The organism is Nicoliella sp. ESL1149 (assembly GCF_058107265.1).
The window spans coordinates 544045-570010 of record NZ_JBYLUE010000002.1; the positions used below are offsets into that span (position 1 = coordinate 544045).

Sequence of the window (25966 nt, forward strand, 5' to 3'; positions counted from 1 at the left end):
CATTTTACAAGATAAATTTCTTTAATTTGATTTATAATTTCCAAAATTATCCACACAAAAAGGACACCTAAATAAACCTTTAGACATCCTCTTTAATTGAAATTATCTGAAAATAATTAATCGGAATTCTATTAATTTATTTCCTTAACAAATTTCTTATTAGCAGTAATATACTTACCGTTTCCAATATAGAAACAAGTGATTCCGTTAACTTTCACAATCTTTTGAACATTAATCTGGGTTGCTTTTCTTAAATGACGAACTGCTCTGAAATCAAAATTAGAACTGTTATGAACTAATATTCCGCCTTGATTAATGACTTTAACTGATTTGGCAATGTTTTCACCCTTTTAATAATAAACATTCTCAACATAGCTAGGAAAAATGATTAAGCTTTTTGATTGAATTTGTATACTATTTTAATTACCATCAGTTATTTAAACCCTTAAATGAGAATTAATTAAAATTTTATCTGCCAAAAATAAAAAGAACTTGCCATAGACATTGAATCTAGAAAACAAGTTCTTTTCAAATTATAAAGGACGATTTGAAAGATATGATTTAAGACCTGATAAGTAACCGCCATGTTTTAGTACTAATCGAGTCGCATTGCCTTGAGTAACAATGCGTTTAATGAGAAGTTTTCTTCCAGCGTGAAAGGTTTTTAAATGTTGGTGGATATCACGATGAAAGTCGACATATTTATGTTTTTGGGCTGATAATTTTAGATAAACAACATAATAACGACCAACTTTACGAAAACATTTTAAACTATGGACATATTTAGAAGCCTTAAATTTTGAAGAATTTCCTTGAATTGGGTTTTTATTAGTTTTAGGAGTAACTATAATCGATCCATCAGCTGGATCACTATTATATGAATTCATGGAATTAGAATTAGTCGATGAAGCATGCGAATTCTTGGAATTAGCGCTAGATTTAGCAGCTGAATTAGCTGAACTAACGACACTTGAAGCACTACTGATTGCTGAATTAATTGTAATTACCGCATTGCTAATGGTATCAATTGCACTCTTTGCATTACTCAATGCATCACTAGCAGAATCAGCAGCTTGACTAGCGGCTGTACTATAGGCGTTAGCTTGACTAATATCATCTTGAATTGATGCAGCTGCAGTTGATTCCGCCTTAGCATATGATCCAGCTCTACTTAAGTTACTTCCCGTTGCACTTAAGCTAGCTAAAGCCTTAGCAGCTGATTGAGCAATACTGTTTTCTTTTGATGCATCAGAATTTAAACTAGCAATTGAACTATTATCACTTGAGATCGTTTTTTGTGCCGAACTAGCTAACATATTAGCACTGGTAATCACTGAGTTAGCTGAGATAGCAACTGATGTGGCTGAACTAAAGGCACTTGAAGCTGAGCTAATATTAATATTTTTAGCATCATGACTAATTTTAGCAAAGCTAGTTTGGGCATTTGAAATAGCTTTAGAATCAGCAATACCACTACTAGCAATAGTATTAACACTACTTGATACTAAAATATTGCTACTTGAAGTATTACTAGTTGCACTTGAAACATTACTAGTTTGACTAGCAGCATTCGAAGTAATCTTTGCACTGGAATCAGTCGAACTGGCTAAATCATCATAAATTTTTGGTAACGTTTCCCAAGTTCCAGATAATGAACCATCATTTTTTAATCCGGTTTTAAGCGTATCAATATTATAAAAATTACTCATATTGTTTAGAGTAAACATACTAGAGATTGCCTTAAAGTTATCAGGAAAAATCAATTTTGTAAGATTTGAATTCATTGAAATTGCATTTGCCATTCTTAAAACATTATTAACGTCTAAACCAGTTAAATCAAGAGTCTTAAGATTAACAAATGGCTTAAAAAGCATTTGTGATCCCTTAGGAGCAATTGCGTTATTAAATGAAATGCTATCAACATCTTTAAAGTGATTAATTAAGTTTTGATCAGTAACTCTAGATGACATCGTACCACCATAAATAGTTAAATGATGATTATCTAGTGTCCATTTAGCACTCCCCCACGTACCTGACATAGGTGTTTCTGAAGCAATAACTTGAGTTAAATTAGCTGAACTATTAGCAGCTGCACTAGAAGTATTTAAACTTGTTACATCACTACGAGTCGTTGGTGATTTAGCTTGTGCACTAGTGCTTGAGTTTTGTCCACTACTATTATTACTGTTACTATTTACATTGCTATTAATTATGGAGCTAGAACTATTCTTGGTACTAATATTCGAACTAATATTACTTGATGGTTTTCCTTCAGTTGTAACTAATTGACTAACATTATCGTTTACCGTATCAGCAAAAGCCTTGTTCTGCAATATCGATCCACCAGCTAATAATGCAAAAGAAGCAGCACCTAGAACGAGCCATTGTTTTTTTACTTTATGTAATTTCTTTTTAGTGTTAACTTTTTTAAATTGATTTTTGTTATACATGTTAAAGCCCTCTTTGTTCAAAACTTAGATTAGCTCCTTATTTAGTATAACACTTTCTTTTCGATTGAAACTGGAAAGAAATTGCAAAAAGCTATGAACGAACAAATTAAAAAAGCCCGTAAACTATTAAGTCATAAATCAAGAAATTATTTTTATTTGAAAAAGTAACCACACAAAAAAGACTCCCAAATTTTATTTGGAAGTCTTTTTTGATTGAAATTATCTGATAACGCTTAGTAATAATTAGAAATTATATTAATTTACATACTTAACAAATTTCTTATTAGCAGTAATATACTTACCATTTCCAATATAGAAACGAGTGATTCCGTTAACTTTCACAATCTTTTGAACATTAATCTGGGTTCCTTTTCTTAAATGACGAACTGCTCTGGAATCAAAATTAGAACTGTTGTGAACTAATATTCCACCTTGATTAATGACTTTAACTGATTTAGCACTACTTTCACCCTTTTGATAATAAGCATTTCCAATATAACTAGGATTAGTTGTTAAGTAACCTCTTGTTTGACCATTACCGTTGTCGAAGAACTTACTTTCAACGTAGTAACGAACCATTCCATTTTTATCACGAGAAACCTTTAAGACCTTAAATTCATAAGCATCAAATCTCTTCCGTGAATTAAGCGCTACTTTACGTCCATCAACGGTAAAGAATGCTCCACCATGTAAGAACATCTTCTTATCCTTCAAATAAATGTAAAGTGGATCACTCTTCAATTTATTGTTGAATCCATTAATATACCCAATTTGATACCCAACACTTCGGCCCTTCAATGAATTAACAGCCTCAGTTTTTGCCTTCGCAGCAGCAATTCCTTGGGTTGCATCCTCGTATCCATGATTATAAGAGAAGTTGGCACTATTATCTTTTCTGATACCAGCAGCATTGGCACCTTTCAAATAATCGTTTCCGTTCTTAACCCCTATCTTATAACTAGGATCATTATTATTCTTATCGACCTTACCATTTAAGACGCCATCGAACCCACTTTGAGCAGCAGAATATTGTTGATCATAAGCACTACGTTCTGCAGGTGACAATTGACTTGTGTCATTCTTCTTCCCATCAATAAAGTCTCTAGCCCCATTAGCTGTTGATGAAGGAGCAATGGATGCAGGTGTGTATGAAGTAGGCGCATACGATGAAGGCGTAACTGATGATGGAACATATGGTGCTGGTCTATTCGCATCTGAACTAGCAATTGAAACAGCTGTTGAAGTAGCACTAGAAGCTACAGATGCAGCACTAGAAGCCTTAACAGAAGCACTAGATGCGATTACCGATGCAGAAGTAAAGGTACTGTTGGCACTGTTAACGATAATGTAATCGGACTTAGCAGCACTAGCGGCACTGTTGGCAGAACTGATAGCGGCACTAGCAATCGAATTATAAGTGGAAGCAGCGGAACTGTTTCCAGCATTAGCAGCAGAAGCAGCAGCACTATTGGCACTATTCGCAGCACTAGCTGCTTTGGAAGCAATTGAATTTTCTGCACTAGCTTGGCTATTAGCAATTGATGCCGTTGAACTTGCAATTGAAGCAGTGTTACTTGCAGATGAAGCTTCACTAGCAGCGGAACTAGCGGTTGAAGCAGCGGAACTTGCAATTGACGCCGCACTGTGAGCAGCTGGATTACTATCATTAGAAGCAGCACTATTAGCCTTACTTGCGTTGGAACTAGCAGCTGAATTATTGCTTGCCGCAGAACTAGCATTTGAACTAACGGATCCATTGGCAGATGACATTGAACCAGCTGTTGAACTAGCGGCACTAGCTGCAGAACTAGCTCCATTGGATGCACTTGATGCTGTTGAACTAGCTGAAGAAGCATGACTAGCTGCTGATGATTGAGCACTCACAGCATTAGATGCAGCGGAGTTAGCAGAGTTAGCAGCACTATTAGCACTTGAAGCCGCATTATTGGCACTTGAAGCCATGGATTCAGCAGTACTTGCGGCACTTGCGGCTTTACTACCGTCTTCATTAGCAGAACTAGCAGCGGCAGAAGCAGACTTAGCATCAGAAGCAGCGGAACTTGCAATTTTTGCATCACTTGAAGCCGCAGAATCATTACCACTATCAGCCGCTTTACTTGCAGCGGAACTTGCAGATGAAGCGATTGAGTTATCAGTAGCTGCTTTACTTGCAGCAGAACTAGCAATTGAACTATCAGAGTTAGCTCGACTTGCTGCGGATGAAGCGGCTGAGTTAGCTGAACTAGCAATACTATTAGCGGAACCTGCTGCGGATGCTGCACTCTTAGCAGCACTAGCAGCACTCTTAGCAGCAGAATTATTCGGTACTAGCGAAGCAATTGAACTGGCAGCATTAGCTGCCTTACTTGCGGCACTATTAGCACTCGAAGCATTCGATGCTGCAGATGAAGCAGCATTAGAAGCACTCTTGGCCTTTGAATCATTACTCTTCGCATTACTAGTGTTAGAACTGTCACCACTAGCTGCCTTAGATGCACCTGAAGCGGCAGAACTAGCTGCAGAACTAGCAGAACTAGCCGTACTGTTAGCATCAGATCCACCACTAATTACTGATGTAGCTGCGGAATTAGCTGAATTAGCAGCACTGTTAGCACTGGATGCGGCACTATTAGCACTTGAGGCAGCGGATGCAGCGGAGTTAGCGGCACTAGCAGCTTTGCTCCCATCAGCATTAGCAGAACTAGCTGCGGATGAAGCTGAATTTGCATCAGAAGCAGCGGAACTGGCAATACTTGCCGCACTTGAAGCAGTTGAAGTATCACCATTAGCGGCTGCTTTACTTGCGGCGGAACTGGCTGATGAAGCAATTGAGCTGTCTTCAGAAGCTTTACTTGCGGCAGAACTAGCTACAGAACTGTCTGAGTTAGCTCGACTAGCAGCTGATGAAGCAGCTGAGTTAGCTGAACTTGCGGCACTATTGGCTGAACTAGCAATGCTGGCAGCACTATTAGCGGCACTGGCAGCACTGGATGCTGCAGAATTATTTGATGCTGATGAAGCAATTGAATCAGCAGAACTAGCAGCTTTACTTGCAGCACTGTTAGCACTTGAAGCGCTTGATGCTGCAGATGAAGCACTATTATCAGCACTGGATGCTTTAGAAGCATTGCTCTTTGCATTACTGGTGTTAGAACTGTCACCACTGGCAGCATTCGAAGCTCCAGAAGCAGCTTTACTTGCGGCAGAACTAGCAGAACTTGCGGTACTATTAGCACTATTTCCGCCACTGATTATGGATGATGCAGCAGAATTAGCGGAATTAGCAGCACTGTTAGCACTGGAAGCGGCACTATTGGCACTCGAAGCAGCAGAAGCAGCCGAGTTAGCGGCACTGTTAGCCTTACTTCCATCATCATTTGCTGATTTAGCATCACTGGCAGCTGACTTAGCATCTGAATCAGCAGCACTTGCGGCACTAGCAGCACTGGAAGCGGCGGAACTATCACCCTTTGAAGCCGCAGAACTAGCAGCTGAACTTGCGGCTGAAGCAATTGAACTATCTGCAGATGCCTTACTTGCAGCTGAACTAGCTTTAGAATTATCTGAGTTAGCTCGACTAGCTGCGGATGAGGCTGCAGAATTGGCAGAATTAGCAGCACTATTAGCTGAACTTGCAGCAGAAGCCGCACTTGAAGCAGCGCTAGCGGCACTATTAGCAGCTGAGTTATTAGATGCTGATGAGGCAATTGAACTAGCCTCACTGGCAGCTTTACTTGCGGAACTATTAGCATTAGAAGCGTCAGAGGCAGCAGATGAAGCAGCACTAGATGCACTATTGGCACTAGCTGCATTACTTTTAGCATTGCTAGAATCAGAACTATCACCACTAGCAGCCCTTGATGCTTCAGAAGCTGCCGAACTAGCAGTCGAATTAGCGGATGAAGCAGTACTATTAGCACTTGAAGCAGCATTCGTATTAGCTGCCGCATTTGAAGCGGCATTGGATGCGACAATTGCCGCATCGTTAGCTAATTTAGCGTCACTTGCTGCCCGTACTGAAGCAGATTGAGCAGCAGATGCAGCAGCAGATGCATTTGTTTCTGCAGATGAAGCAATTAAATCTTCAGCTTTAGCCTTGTTAGCAGCGGAAGTTGCTGAAGTGTATTCATAAGGAACGGTACTACTTAAACTATCAACAATAGCTTTAGCTGATTTAGCAGCAGCAGCAGCACTGTTAGCAATTACGGCAGCATTATCAGCAGATTTCTTTGCATTGTTAGCATCATTAGATGCAATTTGTGCATCTGAATCAGCTGATGAAATTTGTGCATTTGCACTATTAATTATGGCAGTATCACTAGCAACAGATGAATTAGATGGGAATTGACTCTTAATCTTATCGGCATTAGAACCGGCTGCACTAGCAATTGTTGAAGCGCTATTGGCAATTGAAGTCGAATCACTAGCCCCATTGGATGCAATCGAGGCAACTGAATCATAGCTATCGGCATTAGAAGCATGGGCGCTAGCATCATGTTCAGCATTAGAAGCCCGACCAGAGTTGATCGTTCCATTAGATGAATCCATGCTGGCAGCCTTAGATTGAGCATTATCAGCAGCTGAACTAGCAATACTATTAGCATCACTTGCCTTTGAAGCAGCCGCACTTGCAGCGGAAGCGGCACTCGAAGCAATGCTAGATCCTTTATCAGCAGCAGAACGAGCACTAGCAGCTGCACTCGAATCAGCATTAGCAGATGCTGCGGCAGAACTAGCAGCTGAACTAGCAGCAGTAGCTCCAGAAGCATCTCCCTTAGCAGCAGCGCTTGAAGCGGCACTAGCAGCACTCTTAGCAGCAGAAGCTTCAGACGCAGCTTTACTACTAATTGAATTAGCAGCACTAGCCTCACTTGAAGCATCGCTAGCAGCACTGGATGCTAGTGACTTAGCAGATGAAGCAATTGAATTAGCACTCCCGGCATCGGAAGCAGCACTAGCAGCATTAGAAGCATCAGATGCAATTTCAGGATCAACAGCTGGATTATTAGCAGTAGAACTAGCAATCGACTTTGCAATCGAAGCAGCACTGGAAGCCCCACTAGCAGCATTACTTGCAGCACTAGCGGCACTCGAAGCTTCACTTGATGAATGATTTGCATCAGAAGCGTTACTGGAAGCTTCGCTATTATCATTATTGGCAGCACTGGCATTCGATGCAGCCGATGAAGCATCACTAGCAGCCTTAGAAGCATTATTAGCAGCTCCGGAAGCAGCTGATGATCCTTCAGAATCATTATTAGAAGCACTATTAAATGTAATCTTAGCATCAGAAACAGCGTTTGAAGCCACAACTGAATCAGACTCAGCCGTCTTTGCAGCATTTGAAGCTACAATTACAGCTGAACTAGCATTAGTACCATCAATTTGGGCTTGATTAGCTGCTGAAGTAGCATCAGTGGCTGCATTTGATGCGGTCCGCGCATAACTATCACCATCAGCATACTTACCAGCTGCATAAGCAGATGATGCTGAAGCACTGGCAACGGATGCAGCAGAATTAGCAGAATTAACAACTGCATTTTCAACACTTGCATCGTTAGCAGCTGAATCAGCAATTGTCTTTGCGCTAGAAGCAATTGCATTAGCAGAAATAGCATCCTTAGCAGCATTACTTGCTACAACATTATCAGAATTAATCTTACTTGCGGCACTAGTTACGACTGTATTATCAGGGTTCCCAGAAGCGATACTATTAATTTGATTATTAATACTAGATGCTAAACTACTTGAACTTTGCGTACTGACATTAGCTTCACTAGCTAATTTAGCATAACTATCAGCATTAGAAGCATCTGTTGTAGCCTGGCTTGCAATTGGATTTGTTCCAGTTGCGGCACTTGAAGCAGCATTTGAAGCACTTGAAGCTTCGCTATTCCCTGAACTAGCAGTTGAGGAATTAGCACTGGATGTTGCTGAACTATCAGCACTAGAACCATTGTTGGCAGTGCTATTAGCTGAACTGGCAGTACTATTAGCTGAACTGGCATCTGATGATGCGGAATCTGCGGCTGAGGCAGCACTAGAGGCATTGTTAGATGCACTATTAGCTGCGTTGTTAGCAGCTGAGGCAGCACTTGAAGCAATCGAAGCATCAGAAGTAATTCGACTAGCGGCACTAGCAGCATCACTGGCAGCACTAGAGGCATCGGCACTGTTATTGGCAGCAGCAGCGGAACTTTCTGCTGCTGAAGCAGAACTTTCTGCCTTGGAAGCGATAATTACATCAGCATTAGCACTTGAAACAATTGAATCAGCACTGGAAACCGCACTGGAATCTTGATTTGCAGCGGCGGAAGCTGAGGCTGCCTTCTTGGCAGCACTTGAAGCAACGCTAGCAGCACTTGAAGCTAAACTGGCGTTACTTGCAATTGATGAATCGGTTGGATTTTGCGATGCAATGCTAGCAGCATTTTGAGCAGCATTTCTAGCTGAAGATGCATTAGCACTGGCTTCAGAAGCAGCTTTGCTAGCAGCGATCGAAGCACTGTTTGCAGTGTTGCTGGCAGCATTAGCACTATTAACAGCAGCGGAAGCAGATGAAGTAGCAGCTGGAACAACATCATTAGCTGATGAAGTAGTACTGTTAGCACTAGAAATTGCACTCGCAATAGCAGAACTAGCATCAGTGGCAGCTTTACTTGCATCACTAGCGGCGCTAGATGCTAATGATTGATCCTTAGCAGCTCGTTGAGCAGCACTAATTGCTTTTTGAGCAGCTGAGTTCGCTGCATCTGAAGCAGTAGAAGCTGTAGCAGCTTGATTACTTGCAATTATAGCTTCAGCAGTGGCTTTACTTGCAGCTGTACTAGCATCAGCAGCATCGCTAGCTGCTTTGGCAGCCGAAGCATAACTATCAGCGGCAGAAGCAGCAGCACTAGCAGCTGTACTAGCAGTATTAGCAGCAGAAGCTGCTAATCCAGCAGCGCTCTTGGCACTGTTGGCATCGCTAGATGCACTAGTTGCGTCATTGGATGCAGAAGATGCAATCGCACTATCAGAATGAATGGCACTAGAAGCACTTGACACAATGGAATTATTACTATTATTACTATTCAAACTATTAACAGCGGAACTAGCTGCCTTAACGGCAGCATTGTCACCAGAAGCTGCTTGCGATGAAGCACTGGCTTCACTAGATGCTTTGGATGCAGCATTAGCATTATCATTAGCACCTTTAGCAGCTCCACTTGCATTTTGGTTATCGTTGTTTGCAGAGTTAGCAGCATTCGATGCATCAGAAGCTGCCTTAGAAGCGTCACCACTGTTAGCAGCTTTACTTGCATTACTTGCGGCATTTGAAGCGGCACTACTATCAGCAGCAGCCTTACTATTTGCCGCACTAGCTGAATCAGCAGCACTCTTGGCATCACTAGCAGCTTTACTGCCATCAGCGTTTGCTGAATTAGCATCTGAAGTAGCAGATTTGGCATCGCTAGCAGCTTTACTTGCATCGCTAGCATAACTGGAAGCTGCAGAGTTATCACCCTTGGCAGCAGCAGAACTAGCAGCAGCGGAATCACTAGATGCAGCGGAACTATCGGCAGCAGCTTTACTTGCCGCAGAACTGGCCTTTGCAGAATCGGAATTTGCTCGGCTAGCAGCTGACGAAGCAGCGGAATTAGCACTCTTAGCTGCACTGGCTGCACTTGAAGCATCACTGGCAGCCTTGCTTGCATCACTAGCGGCACTGTTGGCTGATGAATTATTAGATGCTGAAGATGCAATTGAACTGGCCTTGCTTGCTGTTGACCCAGCGGCACTAGCAGCACTTGAAGCAGCGGAACTATCGCTAGCAGCATTACTAGAAGCACTGTTAGCACTAGAAGCCTCGCTCTTAGCATTACTTGCATCAGAATCATTTCCACTAGCTGCTTTTGAAGCATCAGAAGCAGCAGAACTGGCAGCAGAGTTTGCAGATGAAGCATCATTATTGGCACTGTTACCACCATTGATGATATCGTTTGCACTCTTAGCAGCGGAACTAGCATCATTAGCAGCATTAGAAATAACTGTATTGTCAGATTCAGCCCGACTTTGAGCTGATTTAGCTTTAGCAGCTGCTGAATCAGCGGCTATACTTTCAGTAGCAGCCTTACTATTATCAGCAGAGGCTTGGGCAGCAGCGGATGATGCAATCGTATTTGCATCGTTAGCACTAGAAGTATCACCCTTATCAGCATCACTTTTAGCAGCAGAAGCTGCACTAGAAGCAATCGAAGCTTCAGAACTAGCATCGTTAGCAGCACTGTTCGTTGCAGCAGCAGCACTGGAAGCAGCAGAACTAGCTGAATTAGCATCACTTGATGCTGAATTAGCATCATTGGCAGCTGAACTGGCTAAACTAGCTGCACTGGAAATTGCTTCTGAAGCACTCTTAACGGCTGAGTTAGCAGGATTTGCACTCGAAATACTATTAACTGCTGAAGAATCAGGAATGATTGAATTAGCAATGGCACTAGATCCAGTCGAACTAGCTAAACTAGTAGCAGCAGAAGCACTCCTTGCTCTACTGTCTGCATTGTCTGCTCCACTATTGTTATTAGAAGCATCATTCTTAGCAGCTGAAGCATTGTTGGCAGCACTTGATGCATCATTAGCAGCACTGGAAGCATCATTACCACCATTAGCGGCATCAGAAGCCTTACTTGCAGCACTGGAAGCGGCTTTACTTGCGTCAGCAGCATTGCTATTCGCAGCACTGGCTGAATCAGCAGCACTCTTAGCATCACTGGCTGCTTTACTTCCATCAGCATTTGCAGAATCAGCGTCGGAAGCTGCACTCGAAGCATCTGCAGCGGCTTTACTTGCGTCACTAGCGTAACTGGATGCAGCTGATGAATCACCATTGGCAGCTGCAGAACTTGCTGCTGAAGAATCACTAGAAGCGGCTGAACTATCAGCAGCGGCTTTACTTGCCGCAGAACTAGCTTTAACTGAATCAGCGTTGGCTCGACTAGCTGCACTCGAAGCTGCAGAACTAGCACTCTTAGCATCACTAGCTTCACTAGCAGCCTTGGAAGCGGCATTACTTGCATCGCTGGCAGCACTATTAGCGGATGAATTATCAGATGCAGAAGAAGCAATTGATTTAGCGGTGCTTGCAGCCGCACTAGCAGCGGAAGCAGCACTAGAAGCAGCGGAACTAGCAGTAGAAGCGTTCGTTGAATCATTAGCCGCACTGGAAGCTTCGCTCTTGGCATTACTTGCATCAGAACTATTTCCACTAGCTGCTTTCGAAGCATCAGAAGCGGCGGAACTAGCAGTAGAACTAGCAGATGATGCCGACTTATTAGCGTTTGAGCCACCATTTACGTTATCTTGAGCACTTTGGGCAGCGGCACTGGCAGCAGAAGCGGCACTAGAAATAACTGCATTATCAGATTCAGCACGGGTTTGAGCTGATTTAGCCTTAGTAGCAGCCGAATCAGCAGCTTTACTTTCTGTAGACGCCTTATCATTATCAGCAGAAGCTTGGGCAGCTGCAGAACTGGCGGTTGTATTTGCAATATCAGCAGCCGAAGTATTTCCCTTGGAAGCATCACTCTTGGCAACAGAAGCGGCACTAGAAGCAATCGAAGCTTCTGTACTTGCATCGTTGGCGGCACTATTGGTTGCAGCTGCGGCACTGGAAGCTGCAGAACTAGCAGAGTTAGCATCACTGGATGCTGATGTTGCATCCTTAGCGGCAGAACTGGCAGTACTAGATGCATTTGCAATTGAATCAGCGGCACTCTTTACTGCGGCATTAGATGGATTGTTACTTGCCAAACTCTTGATTGCAGTTGAAGCTGAGTTAACAGAAGTGGCAATTGAATTCGATCCAGTTGCACTAGCTAAATTAGCGGCAGCGGAAGCACTCTTGGCTTTACTATCTGCACTATCGGCTCCACTAATGGCATTAGAAGCATCATTCTTAGCAGAAGAAGCGCTGTTGGCAGCACTGGATGCATCACTTGCAGCACTCGAAGCGTCATTGCCACCATTGGCGGCATCAGAAGCCTTACTTGCGGCACTGGAAGCGTCATTACTATCTGCTGCCGCATTACTATTCGCAGCACTAGCGGAATCAGCGGCACTCTTGGCATCACTAGCTGCTTTACTACCATCAGAGTTTGCGGAGTTAGCATCGCTTTCAGCTGATTTAGCATCAGATGCAGCTGCACTAGCAGAACTGGCATAACTAGAAGCTGCTGAAGAATCTCCATTGGCAGCAGCTGAACTTGCAGCAGATGAATAACTAGCAGCCGCGGAACTATCGTCAGCTGCCTTGCTGGCTGCAGAACTAGCCTTCGCTGAATCTGAGTTAGCACGACTAGCAGCAGATGAAGCTGCTGAACTAGCACTCTTAGCATCGCTAGCTTCACTAGCAGCCTTGGAAGCAGCATTACTTGCATCGCTAGCAGCATTATTAGCGGATGAATTATCGGATGCTGATGAGGCTATTGATTTAGCAGTACTTGCAGCTGCACTGGCAGCAGAAGCAGCACTAGATGCGGCAGAACTGTCATTAGAAGCGTTCGTTGAATCACTAGCCGCACTGGAAGCTTCACTTTTGGCATTACTTGCATCAGAACTATCACCACTAGCTGCTTTACTTGCAGCAGAAGCGGCAGAACTAGCAGCTGAAGATGCAGCTGATGCTGAGTTGTTAGCATCATTACCACTAGCAATATTATTAGAAGCAGAAACTTCAGCTTGGTGAATTGCTTTCGCAGCACTGTCAATTGCTGAACTATCAGCAATGGCACGATCTGCGGCAGATGAAGCCTTAACTACTGCATCATCGGCAGCTTTACTTTCACTTTCAGCATTAGTTTGATCAGCTAAGGCTGCAGCATTCGCATCAGAAGCTGCTTTTTCAGCTGAAGACATCGACGCTGAATCATAATTGGAAGCAGAAGCTAGTGAAGTGATAACCGCTGATTCACTAGTAACAATGGTTGATTGTTTGTTAGCATCTGCTGCATAACTATTTGCATTGGCAGCTGCTTTACTTGCAGCAACACTGGCACTATTAGCATCACTTGATGCTAAAGTAGCATCTGCAGCAGCGTTACTTGCAACAGCTGATTCACTAGTTGCAATTGAAGAAGCACTTTGAACAGCAGCATTACTACCGTGAGATTTATCCATATCACTAATTGCAGCTGAATCGGGGTTGATTGATTGGGCAATTGAGTTGGCACCAGCGTTCGATGCAGAGCTAGCTTCACTAGAATACTTCTTAGCATCAGCAGAAGCACTATCTGCTCCACTCTTTGCATTTGAGGCTGCGTTATTAGCATTGCTTGCTTCATTTGATGCGGCGCTTGCTTCACTAGAGGCAGAACTCTTTGCTCCACCACCATTGGCAGCATTAGATGCATTATTGGCAGCAGATGATGCTGCACTACTTTCGACAGCAGCTTTACTATTTGCCGTACTTGCTGCATCAGCAGCACTCTTGGCATCACTAGCAGCCTTACTACCATCGGCAGCGGCATTGCTTGCGTTAGTAGCAGCACTACTCCCATCGGCAGCAGCATTACTTGCGTCACTGGCATAACTTGATGCAGCTGAACTATCACCCTTAGCGGCTGCGGAACTAGCAGCAGCGGAAGCGCTAGAGGCAGCAGTACTATCAGCAGCTGCTTTACTTGCAGCAGAACTGGCAGCGGACGAATCATCATTAGCCCGTTTAGCAGCGGATGAAGCAGCGGAACTAGCATTAGAGGCATCACTAGCTGCACTCTTAGCAGCAGAAGCAGCATTTGAGGCATCACTAGCTGCACTCTTGGCAGCAGAATTATCAGAAGAATTAGAAGCAATTGAAGCTGCTTTGCTTGCTGCTTCACTAGCAGCACTAGCTGCACTTGAAGCCGCAGAACTATCATTAGATGCATTCGTTGAATTGCTATTAGCATCTGAAGCTTCGCTCTTTGCATTGCTTGAATCTGAATTGTCACCACTGGCTGCTCTACTTGCAGCAGAAGCCGCAGAACTAGCAGTTGATGAGGCAGATGATGCTGATTTATTGGCATCATTACCACTTGCAATGTTACTAGAAGCGGAAACTTCAGCTTCATGAATAGCTTTAGCGGCACTATCAATTGCTGAACTATCGGCAATAGCACGTTTAGCAGCAGATGATGCAGCAATTACAGCCGCATTGGCAGCAGTACTTTCATTTTCAGCATTAGTTTGATCAGCTTTTGCAGCAACGGCAGCAGATGATGCAGATGAAACAGCTTTAGATACAGCCTCAGAATCATAACTACTTGCAGAAGCTAATGAAGTAACAATTGCAGATTCGCTGTTGGCAATTGAAGCTTGAGAATCAGCATCCTTAGCGTAACTATTTGCGTTTTCGGCAGCAGTACTTGCAACAACACTGGCAGAACTGGCATCACTTGATGCTGAAGTAGCATCCTTGGCAGCACTACTTGCCACAGCTGACTCACTCGTTGCAATTGAGGAAGCACTAATTACGGAACTATTACTTGCATATGATTTATCCATACTATTGATTGCGGATGAATCAGGATTAATAGAATCAGCGATCGAGCTTGCACCAGCTGCAGAGGCTGAACTAGCTTCACTAGAATACTTTTTAGCATCTGCAGAAGCACTATTGGCACCACTTGCATTATTAGAGGCAGCATTATGAGCTGCATTGGCAGCACTGGATGCGGCACTAGCATTGCTTGAAGCAGCACTCTTAGCAGAACCTCCATTAGCCCCATTAGCAGCGGAACTTGCATCATTTGAGGCACTGGAAGCAGCGTTAGAAGCTGATTTAGCAGCTGAAGCAGCACTATTTGCAGCACTATTTGCACTACTTAGCGTAGCAGAAGCAAGTGAAGCATTGGTAATCTCAGCACTGGCTAAAGAAGCGTAATAACTAGCACTAGCAGCATCACTATTAGATGGACCGAAATCACTTTCCTTAGCTTCAGAATTATCATTGGAAGTAACGTTATTAGCATATGAAGATGCTAATGCAGCATCACTCTTAACAGCCGTTGAGGCAGAGTTATAAGCAACAGCCGCACTGGAGGCAGCTGTTGAATTGGTTTGAGCAATAGAATTTTCTTGGGAAGCAATCGTACTTTGTGCAATATACTTGGATGCAGCAGTACTCATTGCAGCCGATTGAGCTTTGGCAGCAGAATCACCAGCACTAGCCATTGACGCCACAGTACTAGCTTCACTTGAAATTTCAGCGGATTCAGCAGATGCTTTAGCGTTTGCATCAGAAGCATCCTTGGCATTACTGGAAATGGCAGTGGAAGCAGAACTCATTTCGGAACTAGCAGAGCTGGCGAAAGAAGCCATACTTGATTCAGCAGCAGAGGCAGAGGAAGTAGCTGAGTTAGCGGAATTAATTGCTGCTTGGTTAATTGGCGTAATGGCGTTGTTATTCGCATTATTATTAATGGTACCAGGAGTGGTACTTCCTGGAATTGGAATCGTTGGTGCATTTGGTGAAGGATTAATGATTTGACCACTATTAGTTGTATTCCCATTATTATCAGCGGCGGTTTCTTCAACCGTTGAAACAAAGTAGTGAGCAGTAACTGAAATCGTATTGGACGATTGCATTAAACTAGCAGGAAATAGATATTCAAAATGAATCTTTTGACTATCGCCCCTACTCTTAACAACTTTCATTGGAATTGTATAAGTATAGGTCTGACCATCACCATCGGTATCTTCAGTTGGCGTATCAACTATTCCCTTACCATTATTAGCTTGGAGTTGTTTAGTACCATTAATAACCACACTAATATAAATTGGTTGATTAGTTAACGTATCAGGAATTTGAGACAAATTATCCAAATCCAAATCATCACTAATGAGATATTTGTCGTTACCATATTTTTGAATGTTCAATGGTCCATCAAAGTTAGCAGATGGAGCTGGACTGAATGCTAAATACTTAGATACAGTAATTGAATTATTGTCCCCTGGTAAATTTTCAAATTGTTTATCCTGAGCATTGTAATAAGTAATCGTTCCACTAGAAGGAATTTGAATAGCATAGTAAGCACCCTTAGCATTCCCTTGATTATTAACACTTACAGAATAAGCGTTAAATGGGGCGTTAGTGATAATCCCCGCAGATTGTTTTTTGCTGGGGTCGCTATGTGATGTATCTAGATCAAAGACAACGTTTCTCCCCGGATTATTAATATTTATAGTATTGTTGCTTCCAGTTTGAAGCAGAGTTGGATTACTAGTCCCATCTGATAATAACTCCATATTTCCTTGATTAATAACATTTAAACTAGCCCCATCACCCAATTGAAGAACATATGGTTGGCCAGTTCCTTGAACTTTATCAGCCGTGAATTTAATTAATCCACCAGTTTGAGATGTAATCGTTCCACCAACATACCCAATAATATGTCCATATTCGCCTAAATCATTACCATTAACGTTAAATTGTCCATTATTTTGAACAGTTAAAGTTCCTTCAACATCAACTGGATAAGGAGCCGGTTTATTATTCAAGTCAATATTAACCTGACCACCATCAACATACATATTAGCTCCCTTAGCAAGATAAAGGGCATTTGTTCCATAGGCTCCATCAGCATCTTCATCACCCGTTTGACCATCACCTGGTGTGATATTTAGAGTCCCATAGATATAGGCATCTCCTTTAGCGTACAAACCTTGAGCTCGTTTATCAGAAGACCCATGTTCAATATCAGGTTTATCATGATTAGCTTCCCCATTAGGAGTTAAATTAACAGTTGCTCCCTTTTCAACAGTAAATCCACCAGCGAGTTCAAGAACATTTCCATTATAAGTTTGGCCTGTATAAGTAGCATCAGATAGAATTGTTAATGAATTAGCTTGCATGTTACGTTGACCAGTATCGGCACTATGATTACTAGTATCATTAGAAATTGCATTAGATGGAACAGTGTAACTATCTACACTAGATACATTAACTTTTCCGCTTACAAAAACATTTCCCGTAACATCGACCAATTGAGAACCCGTATAATTTATATTGTTAATATAAATAGGTATGCTAGTCATACTATTGAAATTACTGCCTCCAGAAGCACTCGTATCATCAGTAACCAATCCCCATCCATTAGTACCATAAACATTTTGATTCATTGATGTATAGGATTTAATACCAGTTATGTTATAACTTACTCCAGCATAATCAATATTAGCCCAGCTGCCATTAGATTGTAGTCCATTTATAACAAAATCTCTTGTGGAATCATTTTTAGTAACTATAGGATAAGTATCACTATCGCCATAATTTTGACCAGCATCAGCCAAATTAATATTTCCAATCACATTAATATGATAAACATTAGCATTTCTCACCGCAGCATCAAAAGCACTTGCGTCCGAAACGTTAACAGTAGCGTTAGTTGTAGATGCAACATTGCTATCGTTACCAGCTACAGTGGCGTTAGAATATGCCGTTGAAGTCGTTGAGTATTCACTATTAATATTAACAACCGCATTACTAGCAAGAATATAAGCATTGGAAGCTAAGACCGCATATGATGAATTAACACTCGACAACCGGGTAATATCATTACTGTAATCGCTCGCATTCAAATTAGAAATTCCCTTTCCATCATTGTCAGCAACTGAAGCTGCTGAGCTAGTGGCTATAGCATATGATGCAATTGCAACTGAAGCAGAAGAAAGTGAAGCATAATTACTACTCATTGCACTGTACGAATCGATCATCGCACTATTTTTGTTTGCAAAACTCATGGCAGAAGAAACAGCATTCATCATACTAGCAAGTGAAACTCCTAAAGAAGAAATGCTTGAAGCACTAGCTTTAATACTCGAAATTGAAGTTTCCATACTACTCTTGCTATCACTAACTGGATCGCCATCACGGAATTGAATTGCAGCTGGATCAATGTCCATTAAAGAAGCGACCTTTGATGCTAGTTCAGAATTAGAACCGGAAATTGAAAATGATTGGTTAGCGTTAGAACTTTCTTGATAATCAGAGCTGCTAACAGCATCTTGTCCTTTACTATCTGAACTAACTGCAAGTTGGTTATTATTAGAATTAACATTAGTCGATTGGCTAGCATAAGATGTATTTTCACTTAAAGAATTAGAACTAACCGATGTCGAATAGTTTCGAGAAACACTTGAGGTAACACTACTCAATCTATTAATTGCAGAATTGTTCACACTAGTATTAGTGCTGCTGCTTGATGTAACATTCATTGAATCATTACTCGAAGAAGCAACATTGTTATTATCGCTTTCACTAACACTGCTATATGATGTTGATGATTGCACATTATTAGTAGCGGAAGTAGTGGAAGATTCATTAATTGAATTACTTGAACTGTTCTCTGTACTTGATGAATTAGCATCAGATGTTGTCGTTGTTGTATCAGCATGGACACCAGTCTTGGAACTGAAGAAGCCTCCAACTCCTAAAGCACCAAAGAACGCCATTGAAACAACTACCCATTGTTTCTTGATTTTCTTCATGATTTTTTTATCTTGCACTTTACGGTACTGAAATTTATTGTATTGCATAAAATCTTCCCCCTATGTGACGCTCTATGTAAACCTTTATACCAATTTTTTGAATTATTTATAATATATAACTTAATAATAACATCATGATTATAATAAATCTTATTTTTTATCTATTTTATACAAAAAACGTTCTCAGCTCGCAGATTTCATCTACGGAGCTGAGAACGCTTCATAATTCAATTCATAAATCAATAATTGTTTCACATGTAACATTACCAAATTTTATTTGTACTTAGCAACTCAACACCACGATTGACTAATAAATAACTTCGTCCAGTATTATCAAATGATAAGCCTTCAAATTCACGTCTAGTTTTAAAACCTTGCCAATGAACGTCGGTTTTCTTTAAATGACCAACTTTATTAGCAGGTACTGATAGAATTGATGCATCGGAGACAAAATAAAGTCGGTTCGTCTTGGGACTATAAGCCATTGATTGTGTAATGTATCCTGGAGCATGACGAATTCCCTGTCTAATCAATTTAAAATGCGCAGAATGTTGGGTAATTCTACCCTTATAAATTTTAATCGTTCCCTTTTTAAGCTTGCTATTTTTATTAAATGTACAAGCATAAGTGTATGCATTTCCATTCTTATCAAAAGTTAATACATCATTCATTCCATAACCTTGTTTACTAAACTTAAACGTTACTTTATGCATTGGGTTCAATTTCTTAAAACTAATTTGTTGGGCATTGGCATGGTTTTGAGCTCCAGGGCCAATTCCTAAAATCCAAATTTGTTTGTTCTTCGGATTATAAGATAAAGATTGCCCATGACCCATTTTGAACTTAGGTCCTATTTTTACCGCATTGCGAACTAACCGTTCATCTTTAGTCATTGGATGATGATGGTGATGCTTAGAAAATACTCTTCTTAGAAGATCCATTTTCTTTTTGTCTTTGTCGACGCCTAACGCTCTTAATTGTTTTAAGTCAAATCGACAAACCCAACCAATTTTCCCACGGACTGAATTATTATAAGCCACAAAAGCAAAGTGCGCATCAGGAGTAACAACAACGGCCTGCGGATTATTATAATGTTGAACATGGCCTGCTCCACCCGGTAAAAACAGCATAGTTTTAAACTTTACGCCATTATTCCCGCTAATCTCATTTGCTTTCTTTTCAAATGGATTTTTACTGTAATTTTTTACATATTTATAATCATATGGTTGTTTTGTATGATTAACATTATTAACGGTTTTAAAATTGTTTAGATTTACATTTTTAACCGCATAACCATGTTGATGATGAACTGACATTGCACTAGCAGTTATGCTACTTAATGATGAAAGTATTAAAAATAATATGGTAAATATATATCCAATTTTCTTCATTTAAATTCAAACTCACTTTTAATTATTTTTTGATTGCATAATTTCAGGGTATCTATTTAATAGAAGAAAACGGGTTCCCTTATTATTAAATGCCATTCCTTTAAATTCACGTTGACTATTAAAAATCGTGTTAGTTAAATCACTGACATGCATATGATTCAACTTGTTAACTGGTAATGATAATAAAGCATCATCAGAAACTAAATATAAACGGTTATTTCTTGGATCATAAGCCATTGACTTAGGTGTTGTTCCTGGAGCATGACGGATAACCGTTTGCATCCTTTCAAATTTAGCTTGTTTCTTAGTTACAGTTCCACGATATAAAACAATGCTTCCCTTAGGTCCATTATGGCCACCGTTACTTTGAGCATAAGAGTAAGCGTTTCCTTTCTTATCAAATGCTAACGTGTTAACACCATTACCCGTTAAACCTTTCACTTTAGTATTAGTGGTTGGTTTTAAAGTACTTAAACTAATTGATTTCACATAATCAGTTGAGCTACTATTCCTTGGACTGCCCGAAAGCCATAATTGATCCTTCTTAGCATTATAGGCCAGAGTTTGTTTAGCACCACCCTTAAATGTAGGTCCAACTTTAAGATCAGAAGAGCTACTTGAAACATATGTCTTCGTTAAGTAGTCTAAATCAAATCTGACAATGAAATTATAATCTGAACTATTATTATAATTACCATGCGCATTATACAAAACATAGGCATATTCTTCATCCGGAGTAATTACCATTGATTGGGGAGAAGGCCAATTAGTAGGGAGCGCTAACTTAGTTCCAAATGTCATTAATTGACCACTACTAGCCGTCATAACATCAAAAGGAACCCCAGTTGAATATCCTTGATTATGAATTGTAATATTACTATTATTCACCAAATTTATTTTTTTACTAGTTTGTTTCTTAATTGGTTTTGCTTTTTTAGTTACTTTTTTTACTGGATGCGGTTTTTGAGCCGTCTTCTTAACCGGCTGCGTTTTTTTGACCGTCTTAACGGCATGAGGAGCGGTCGCTTTAGCATTTGCATTGGAATCAATCAGCATCGTTCCAGCAAGTGTTAATACTGCTAAGCCACTCAAAAATGATTTCTTCATAAAAGGTTCCTCCATAAGACAATAATATTTTCATTATAATATAAAATAAAACGATTGGAAATAAAAAATCTAATTGGAATGGCCAATTAGATTGCTTTTAGTTATTTAATTTGAACTGAAATAAATTTTTGTTGATCAAAATCATATAAACCACGATCAGTTAATTTTAACGTTGGAATGACATCTAATGATAAAAATGACAATGTAATGAATGGATCAAAGTCAATATCATGACTAATTTGTTGATAAGCTTTTGTGATTGCGGTTAATTGTTTACTTGCTTCTTGCCAAGGTTGGTTGGACATTAACCCAGCGACTGCAAGGGGCATCGTTGCTAAGACTTGATCATTATCGACCACGCTAATTCCACCCCCAACACGAGTGATTTCTTGCACGGCTCGATCAATAGCTTCATCATTCGTTCCTACTGCTAAAATATTATGGGAATCATGGGAGATTGTCATTGCAACAGCTCCCTTTTGAAGCTTAAAACCGTGAACTAAGCCAATCCCGATTTTTCCTAAATCATGATGACGTTCAATCGAAACCATTTTTAAGATATCATGATTTAAATCAGCAACAAAGTGTCCATCTTGAACTGGTACCTTTTCAATTAAATGATCAGTATCGATATGGTTCGGATGAACCCCAATCACATTACATTTGGGTTCATTTCCAGTCAATGGCAATGCTAAATCAGCTAATTTTGTATGATGATTAACCGTATTCTTATCAAATGGTAATGGTTTGGTATTAAAGTCAGCATCGCTAATCAAATGTCCCTTCTTCATCACTGCTTGAACATCTACTAGATAAGGATTATTAACAACTACTAAATCAGCCTGATAACCTGTTGCTAATGCTCCAAGATGTTCTACCTTGTGGGCTAGAGCAGCGTTAAAACTTCCCATTAAGTAGGCAACTTCTGGTCGAATGCCGTATTCAATCGCTAACCGAATACAACAATCAACGCCTCCTTCATCTAAAATGGTATTTACCAGTTTATCATCAGTACATAATGAAAATCGTTGCGCATTCCCCTCATTAACAACTTGAATTGTATTTTGAAGATCTCGTTCTACCGTTCCTTCACGTAAGAATAAATGAAAACCGGCTTTAAGACGATCTTTCATTTGTTCAGCAGTGGTACACTCATGGTCAGTACTGATTCCAACTTGACGATAAACATCTAACGAATGGCGATCTAAACCAGCCCCATGACCGTCAACTTGATATCCACGATTTAAAGCATCATTAATTTTTGCCATTATTTTAGGATCACGCCGTTGAACGGCAGGGAAATCCATCACCTCAGCCAATCCTTTTACTTCTGGTTCATCATAAAGCGGCGCCAAATCTTTTGCTTCTAGCGTTGCCCCATTATCCTCAAATGAAGTTGCTGGAACTGATGATGACAACATGATAAATGAATCTAGTGGCGTTTGCCGTGCATCTTTGATCATGTATTCAATTCCCTTGATTCCCATTACGTTCGCAATTTCATGTGGATCAGTAAAGATAGCGGTCGTTCCTCTTGGCATAATTACTTTTGCTAATTCGGAAGGAACTAATAGGGAACTTTCAATATGAACATGGCTATCAATAAATCCTGGAACTATAAATTTTTCACCATAGTCAAGGGTTTGTTCAGCCTCCATTGGTTGATTTCCAGTGGCAACAATCATTCCATCATTAATCCAAAGTGTGTTTGCTTCGAATTCGCGGGTAAATACGTTTAAGACATGCTTTGCTTTGACACATAAATCAACTGATTTCATCTTATTTAGCTCCCATTAATTTTAAGTTGTTTCTATTATTAACTAGTTCTATTTGCTTGTCAATTTGAAATCTATTCTTTAAAACTAACGTCCTCAATTCCATCATGAATGCAATCAAATACTTTTTGTTGCCACTCATCAAAATAGTGAGATTTTCGATAAGCAATACTAATGTTAAACTTCGGTGCATTAACATCTTTGAGTGGTAAAGAAACTACGTTTGCATTTTCAATTGGAATTAATTCCGTGAAGAATCCGATCCCTACGTTATTAGCAATCATATTAATAATGGTTGGCATTTCATCAGATCTAAAAATAACGTTTGGCTGAATATCATTACTTCTAGATAGGATATCAAAAGCATAGTTATTCACAAATCCACGTTTAAATTGAATAAAATCATGTTGAGCTAAATCAGAAAACGAAACGGCTTTTTGGTTCGCTAATGGATTATCCTTTGAAACATAAACTCGAAATGGTTGTTGATCAAAGACTTCATTGACAATCCCAGTTTGATCCATGGTATCGATCATCCCCAATAACGCAATGTCAATATCGCCCTTTTGTAAATCTTTTAGAATCGTTGCAGATCCTTCTTCAATTGTTGTAATATGGCTCAATAAACCTGCATTCTTCAATTGTTTGGCAACTGGGGTAAAATAATTATTTTCAATTAATGGTGGTAAGCCAATTACCATCTTATTTTGAGCCATTTCTTTAATTTCACGATGGGCTAAATCATAATGACGCAGGATTGCTTGAACATGTTTTAAAAATTGTTTTCCGGCATCAGTTACTTCAAGGGCACTTGTATGATGACGACTTAGTAGTTTAGCCCCCATTTCGTTTTCCAATCGCTTTACTGCAAAGGTGATCGTCGGTTGACTAACGTTAAAATCTTTGGCGACCTTTGAAAAATGTTTCACTTCAACCAATCGATTAAAATATTCCAAATCGCGAATGTTCATTTTATTCACTTCCCAATCTTATATAAATATATTTTATCATATCAATAGGTTTTGACTATCATTTTTAATTAATATATCATATGAATTGTTAATATAACTTACAAATTAATTTAAAAAGGAGTTTAATTATGGGATACAATATTTTAAATGATCCATTCAAAAACAAAGGAACTGCCTTTACTGAACAAGAACGAAAAGACCTTGGATTACAAGGTTTATTACCTCCTACTGTTCAAACACTTGATCAACAAGTTGAACAAACTTATGCTCAATTTCAATCTAAGACTTCTGATTTAGAAAAACGCCTTTTCTTAATGGAAATCTTTAACGAAAATCGTGTTCTTTACTACAAGTTATTCAGTGAACACGTGGTTGAATTCATGCCAATCGTTTACGATCCAACAATTGCTGAATCCATCGAAAACTACAGTCACTTATACGTTCAACCTCAAAACGCTACTTTCTTATCAATCGATGACCAAGACGATATGCGTCAAGAATTAATCAATGCTGCCGATGGTCGTGATATTAAATTAGTTGTTGTTACTGATGCCGAAGGAATTTTAGGAATTGGTGACTGGGGAACTCAAGGGGTTGACATTGCTACTGGTAAGTTAATGGTTTACACTGCCGCTGCTGGAATCGATCCTAGTCAAGTTCTTCCTGTATCCTTAGATGCTGGTACTAACAACCAAGAATTACTAGATGATCCTTTGTACTTAGGTAACCACCACAAACGAGTTTACGGTGAAAAGTACCATGCCTTCGTTGATAAGTTCGTTGAAACTGTTGAAGACTTATTTGATGACATGTACCTTCACTTTGAAGACTTTGGTCGTGATAACGCCGCTGTTATCTTAGACAAGTACAAAGACAAGTACACGGTCTTCAATGATGATATTCAAGGAACTGGAATTATCGTTCTTGCAGGTATCTTAGGTGCCTTGAACATTTCTAAGGAAAAATTAACTGATCAACGTTACCTATGTTTTGGTGCTGGAACTGCCGGTGCTGGAATTGTTGGTCGGGTTTGTGAAGAATTCGTTCAAGCTGGTTTAACTCCAGAAGAAGCTAAGAAACACTTCTACTTAGTTGATAAACAAGGTTTATTATTCGATGATGACCCTACTTTAACTCCAGAACAAAAGAAGTTCGCTCGGAGTCGTTCTGAATTCTCCAACCCTGATGATTTAAAGGACTTAGCTTCCGTTGTGAAGGAAATCCACCCTACAATTATGGTTGGGACTTCTACTCAACATGGTGCCTTTACTGAAGATATTGTTAAAGAAATGGCTGCGCATACTGAACGCCCAATCATCTTCCCAATTTCTAACCCAACTAAGTTAGCCGAAGCTACTGCTGCTGACTTACTTAAATGGACTGATGGAAAAGCATTGATTGGAACTGGAATTCCAGCTGCTGACGTTGACTACAATGGTACTACTTACGCTATTGGTCAAGCTAACAATGCATTAGTTTACCCTGGTTTAGGTTTAGGTGTGATTGCCGTAGGTGCCACTGTCTTAAACGATGAAATGATTTCAGCTGCTGCTCATTCATTAGGTGGTATCGTTGATCCTGATGCTCCCGGTGCCGCAATCTTACCTCCAGTTAACAAGTTGGATCAATTCTCCTTAACAGTTGCTAAGGCCGTTGCCCAAAGTGCAATTGACCAAGGTTTAGCCGACAAAGACGTTACTGACGTTGATAAAGCAATTAAAGATACTGTTTGGACTCCAGAATACAAATAAAATTTAATTAATAGCAAA

At 40.3% G+C, this 25966-nt stretch carries 8 protein-coding genes; 1 reads left to right on the forward strand and 7 read right to left on the reverse strand.

Annotated elements, in window-relative coordinates:
* Positions 1-131: 131 nt before the first annotated feature.
* The 7 genes from AC3B6G_RS02810 to AC3B6G_RS02840 form a co-directional block, all read right to left on the reverse strand.
* Complete coding sequence (locus AC3B6G_RS02810) at positions 132-338, reverse strand: DUF5776 domain-containing protein (RefSeq protein ID WP_489849560.1); 207 nt, start codon at positions 336-338, stop codon at positions 132-134.
* A gap of 195 nt (positions 339-533) precedes the next feature.
* Positions 534-2450 carry a KxYKxGKxW signal peptide domain-containing protein gene (locus AC3B6G_RS02815; RefSeq protein WP_489848916.1) on the reverse strand — a complete coding sequence of 639 codons (1917 nt, stop codon included), beginning with the start codon at positions 2448-2450 and terminating at the stop codon, positions 534-536.
* 255 nt (positions 2451-2705) lie between these two features.
* Positions 2706-19001: a DUF5776 domain-containing protein gene (locus AC3B6G_RS02820; RefSeq protein ID WP_489848917.1), complete on the reverse strand. Its 16296-nt coding sequence runs from the start codon at positions 18999-19001 to the stop codon at positions 2706-2708.
* Positions 19002-19216: 215 nt separating this feature from the next.
* Positions 19217-20344, reverse strand: coding sequence for a hypothetical protein (locus tag AC3B6G_RS02825; RefSeq protein ID WP_489848918.1), 1128 nt, complete (start codon positions 20342-20344; stop codon positions 19217-19219).
* An 18-nt stretch (positions 20345-20362) separates the two neighbouring features.
* Positions 20363-21451 (reverse strand): hypothetical protein, encoded by a 1089-nt coding sequence (locus tag AC3B6G_RS02830; protein WP_489848919.1) that lies wholly within the window; start codon positions 21449-21451, stop codon positions 20363-20365.
* Positions 21452-21552: 101 nt separating this feature from the next.
* Positions 21553-23229 carry an adenine deaminase gene (gene ade, locus AC3B6G_RS02835; protein WP_489848920.1) on the reverse strand — a complete coding sequence of 559 codons (1677 nt, stop codon included), beginning with the start codon at positions 23227-23229 and terminating at the stop codon, positions 21553-21555.
* 71 nt (positions 23230-23300) lie between these two features.
* On the reverse strand, positions 23301-24197 hold the full coding sequence (locus AC3B6G_RS02840; protein WP_489848921.1) for a LysR family transcriptional regulator: 897 nt from the start codon (positions 24195-24197) through the stop codon (positions 23301-23303).
* A 128-nt stretch (positions 24198-24325) separates the two neighbouring features.
* Between AC3B6G_RS02840 and AC3B6G_RS02845 the strand changes: the two genes are divergently transcribed.
* Entirely contained in the window at positions 24326-25948 is a 1623-nt protein-coding gene (locus AC3B6G_RS02845) for a malolactic enzyme (RefSeq protein WP_489848922.1), read from the forward strand.
* Positions 25949-25966 lie beyond the last annotated feature (18 nt).

Bases quoted from the DNA above. Each gene is read 5' to 3' on its own strand.
- AC3B6G_RS02815 (WP_489848916.1), bottom strand. From the start codon at position 2,450: ATGTATAACAAAAATCAATTTAAAAAAGTTAACACTAAAAAGAAATTA.
- AC3B6G_RS02820 (WP_489848917.1), bottom strand. From the start codon at position 19,001: ATGCAATACAATAAATTTCAGTACCGTAAAGTGCAAGATAAAAAAATC.
- AC3B6G_RS02825 (WP_489848918.1), bottom strand. From the start codon at position 20,344: ATGAAGAAAATTGGATATATATTTACCATATTATTTTTAATACTTTCA.
- AC3B6G_RS02830 (WP_489848919.1), bottom strand. From the start codon at position 21,451: ATGAAGAAATCATTTTTGAGTGGCTTAGCAGTATTAACACTTGCTGGA.
- ade (WP_489848920.1), bottom strand. From the start codon at position 23,229: ATGAAATCAGTTGATTTATGTGTCAAAGCAAAGCATGTCTTAAACGTA.
- AC3B6G_RS02840 (WP_489848921.1), bottom strand. From the start codon at position 24,197: ATGAACATTCGCGATTTGGAATATTTTAATCGATTGGTTGAAGTGAAA.
- AC3B6G_RS02845 (WP_489848922.1), top strand. From the start codon at position 24,326: ATGGGATACAATATTTTAAATGATCCATTCAAAAACAAAGGAACTGCC.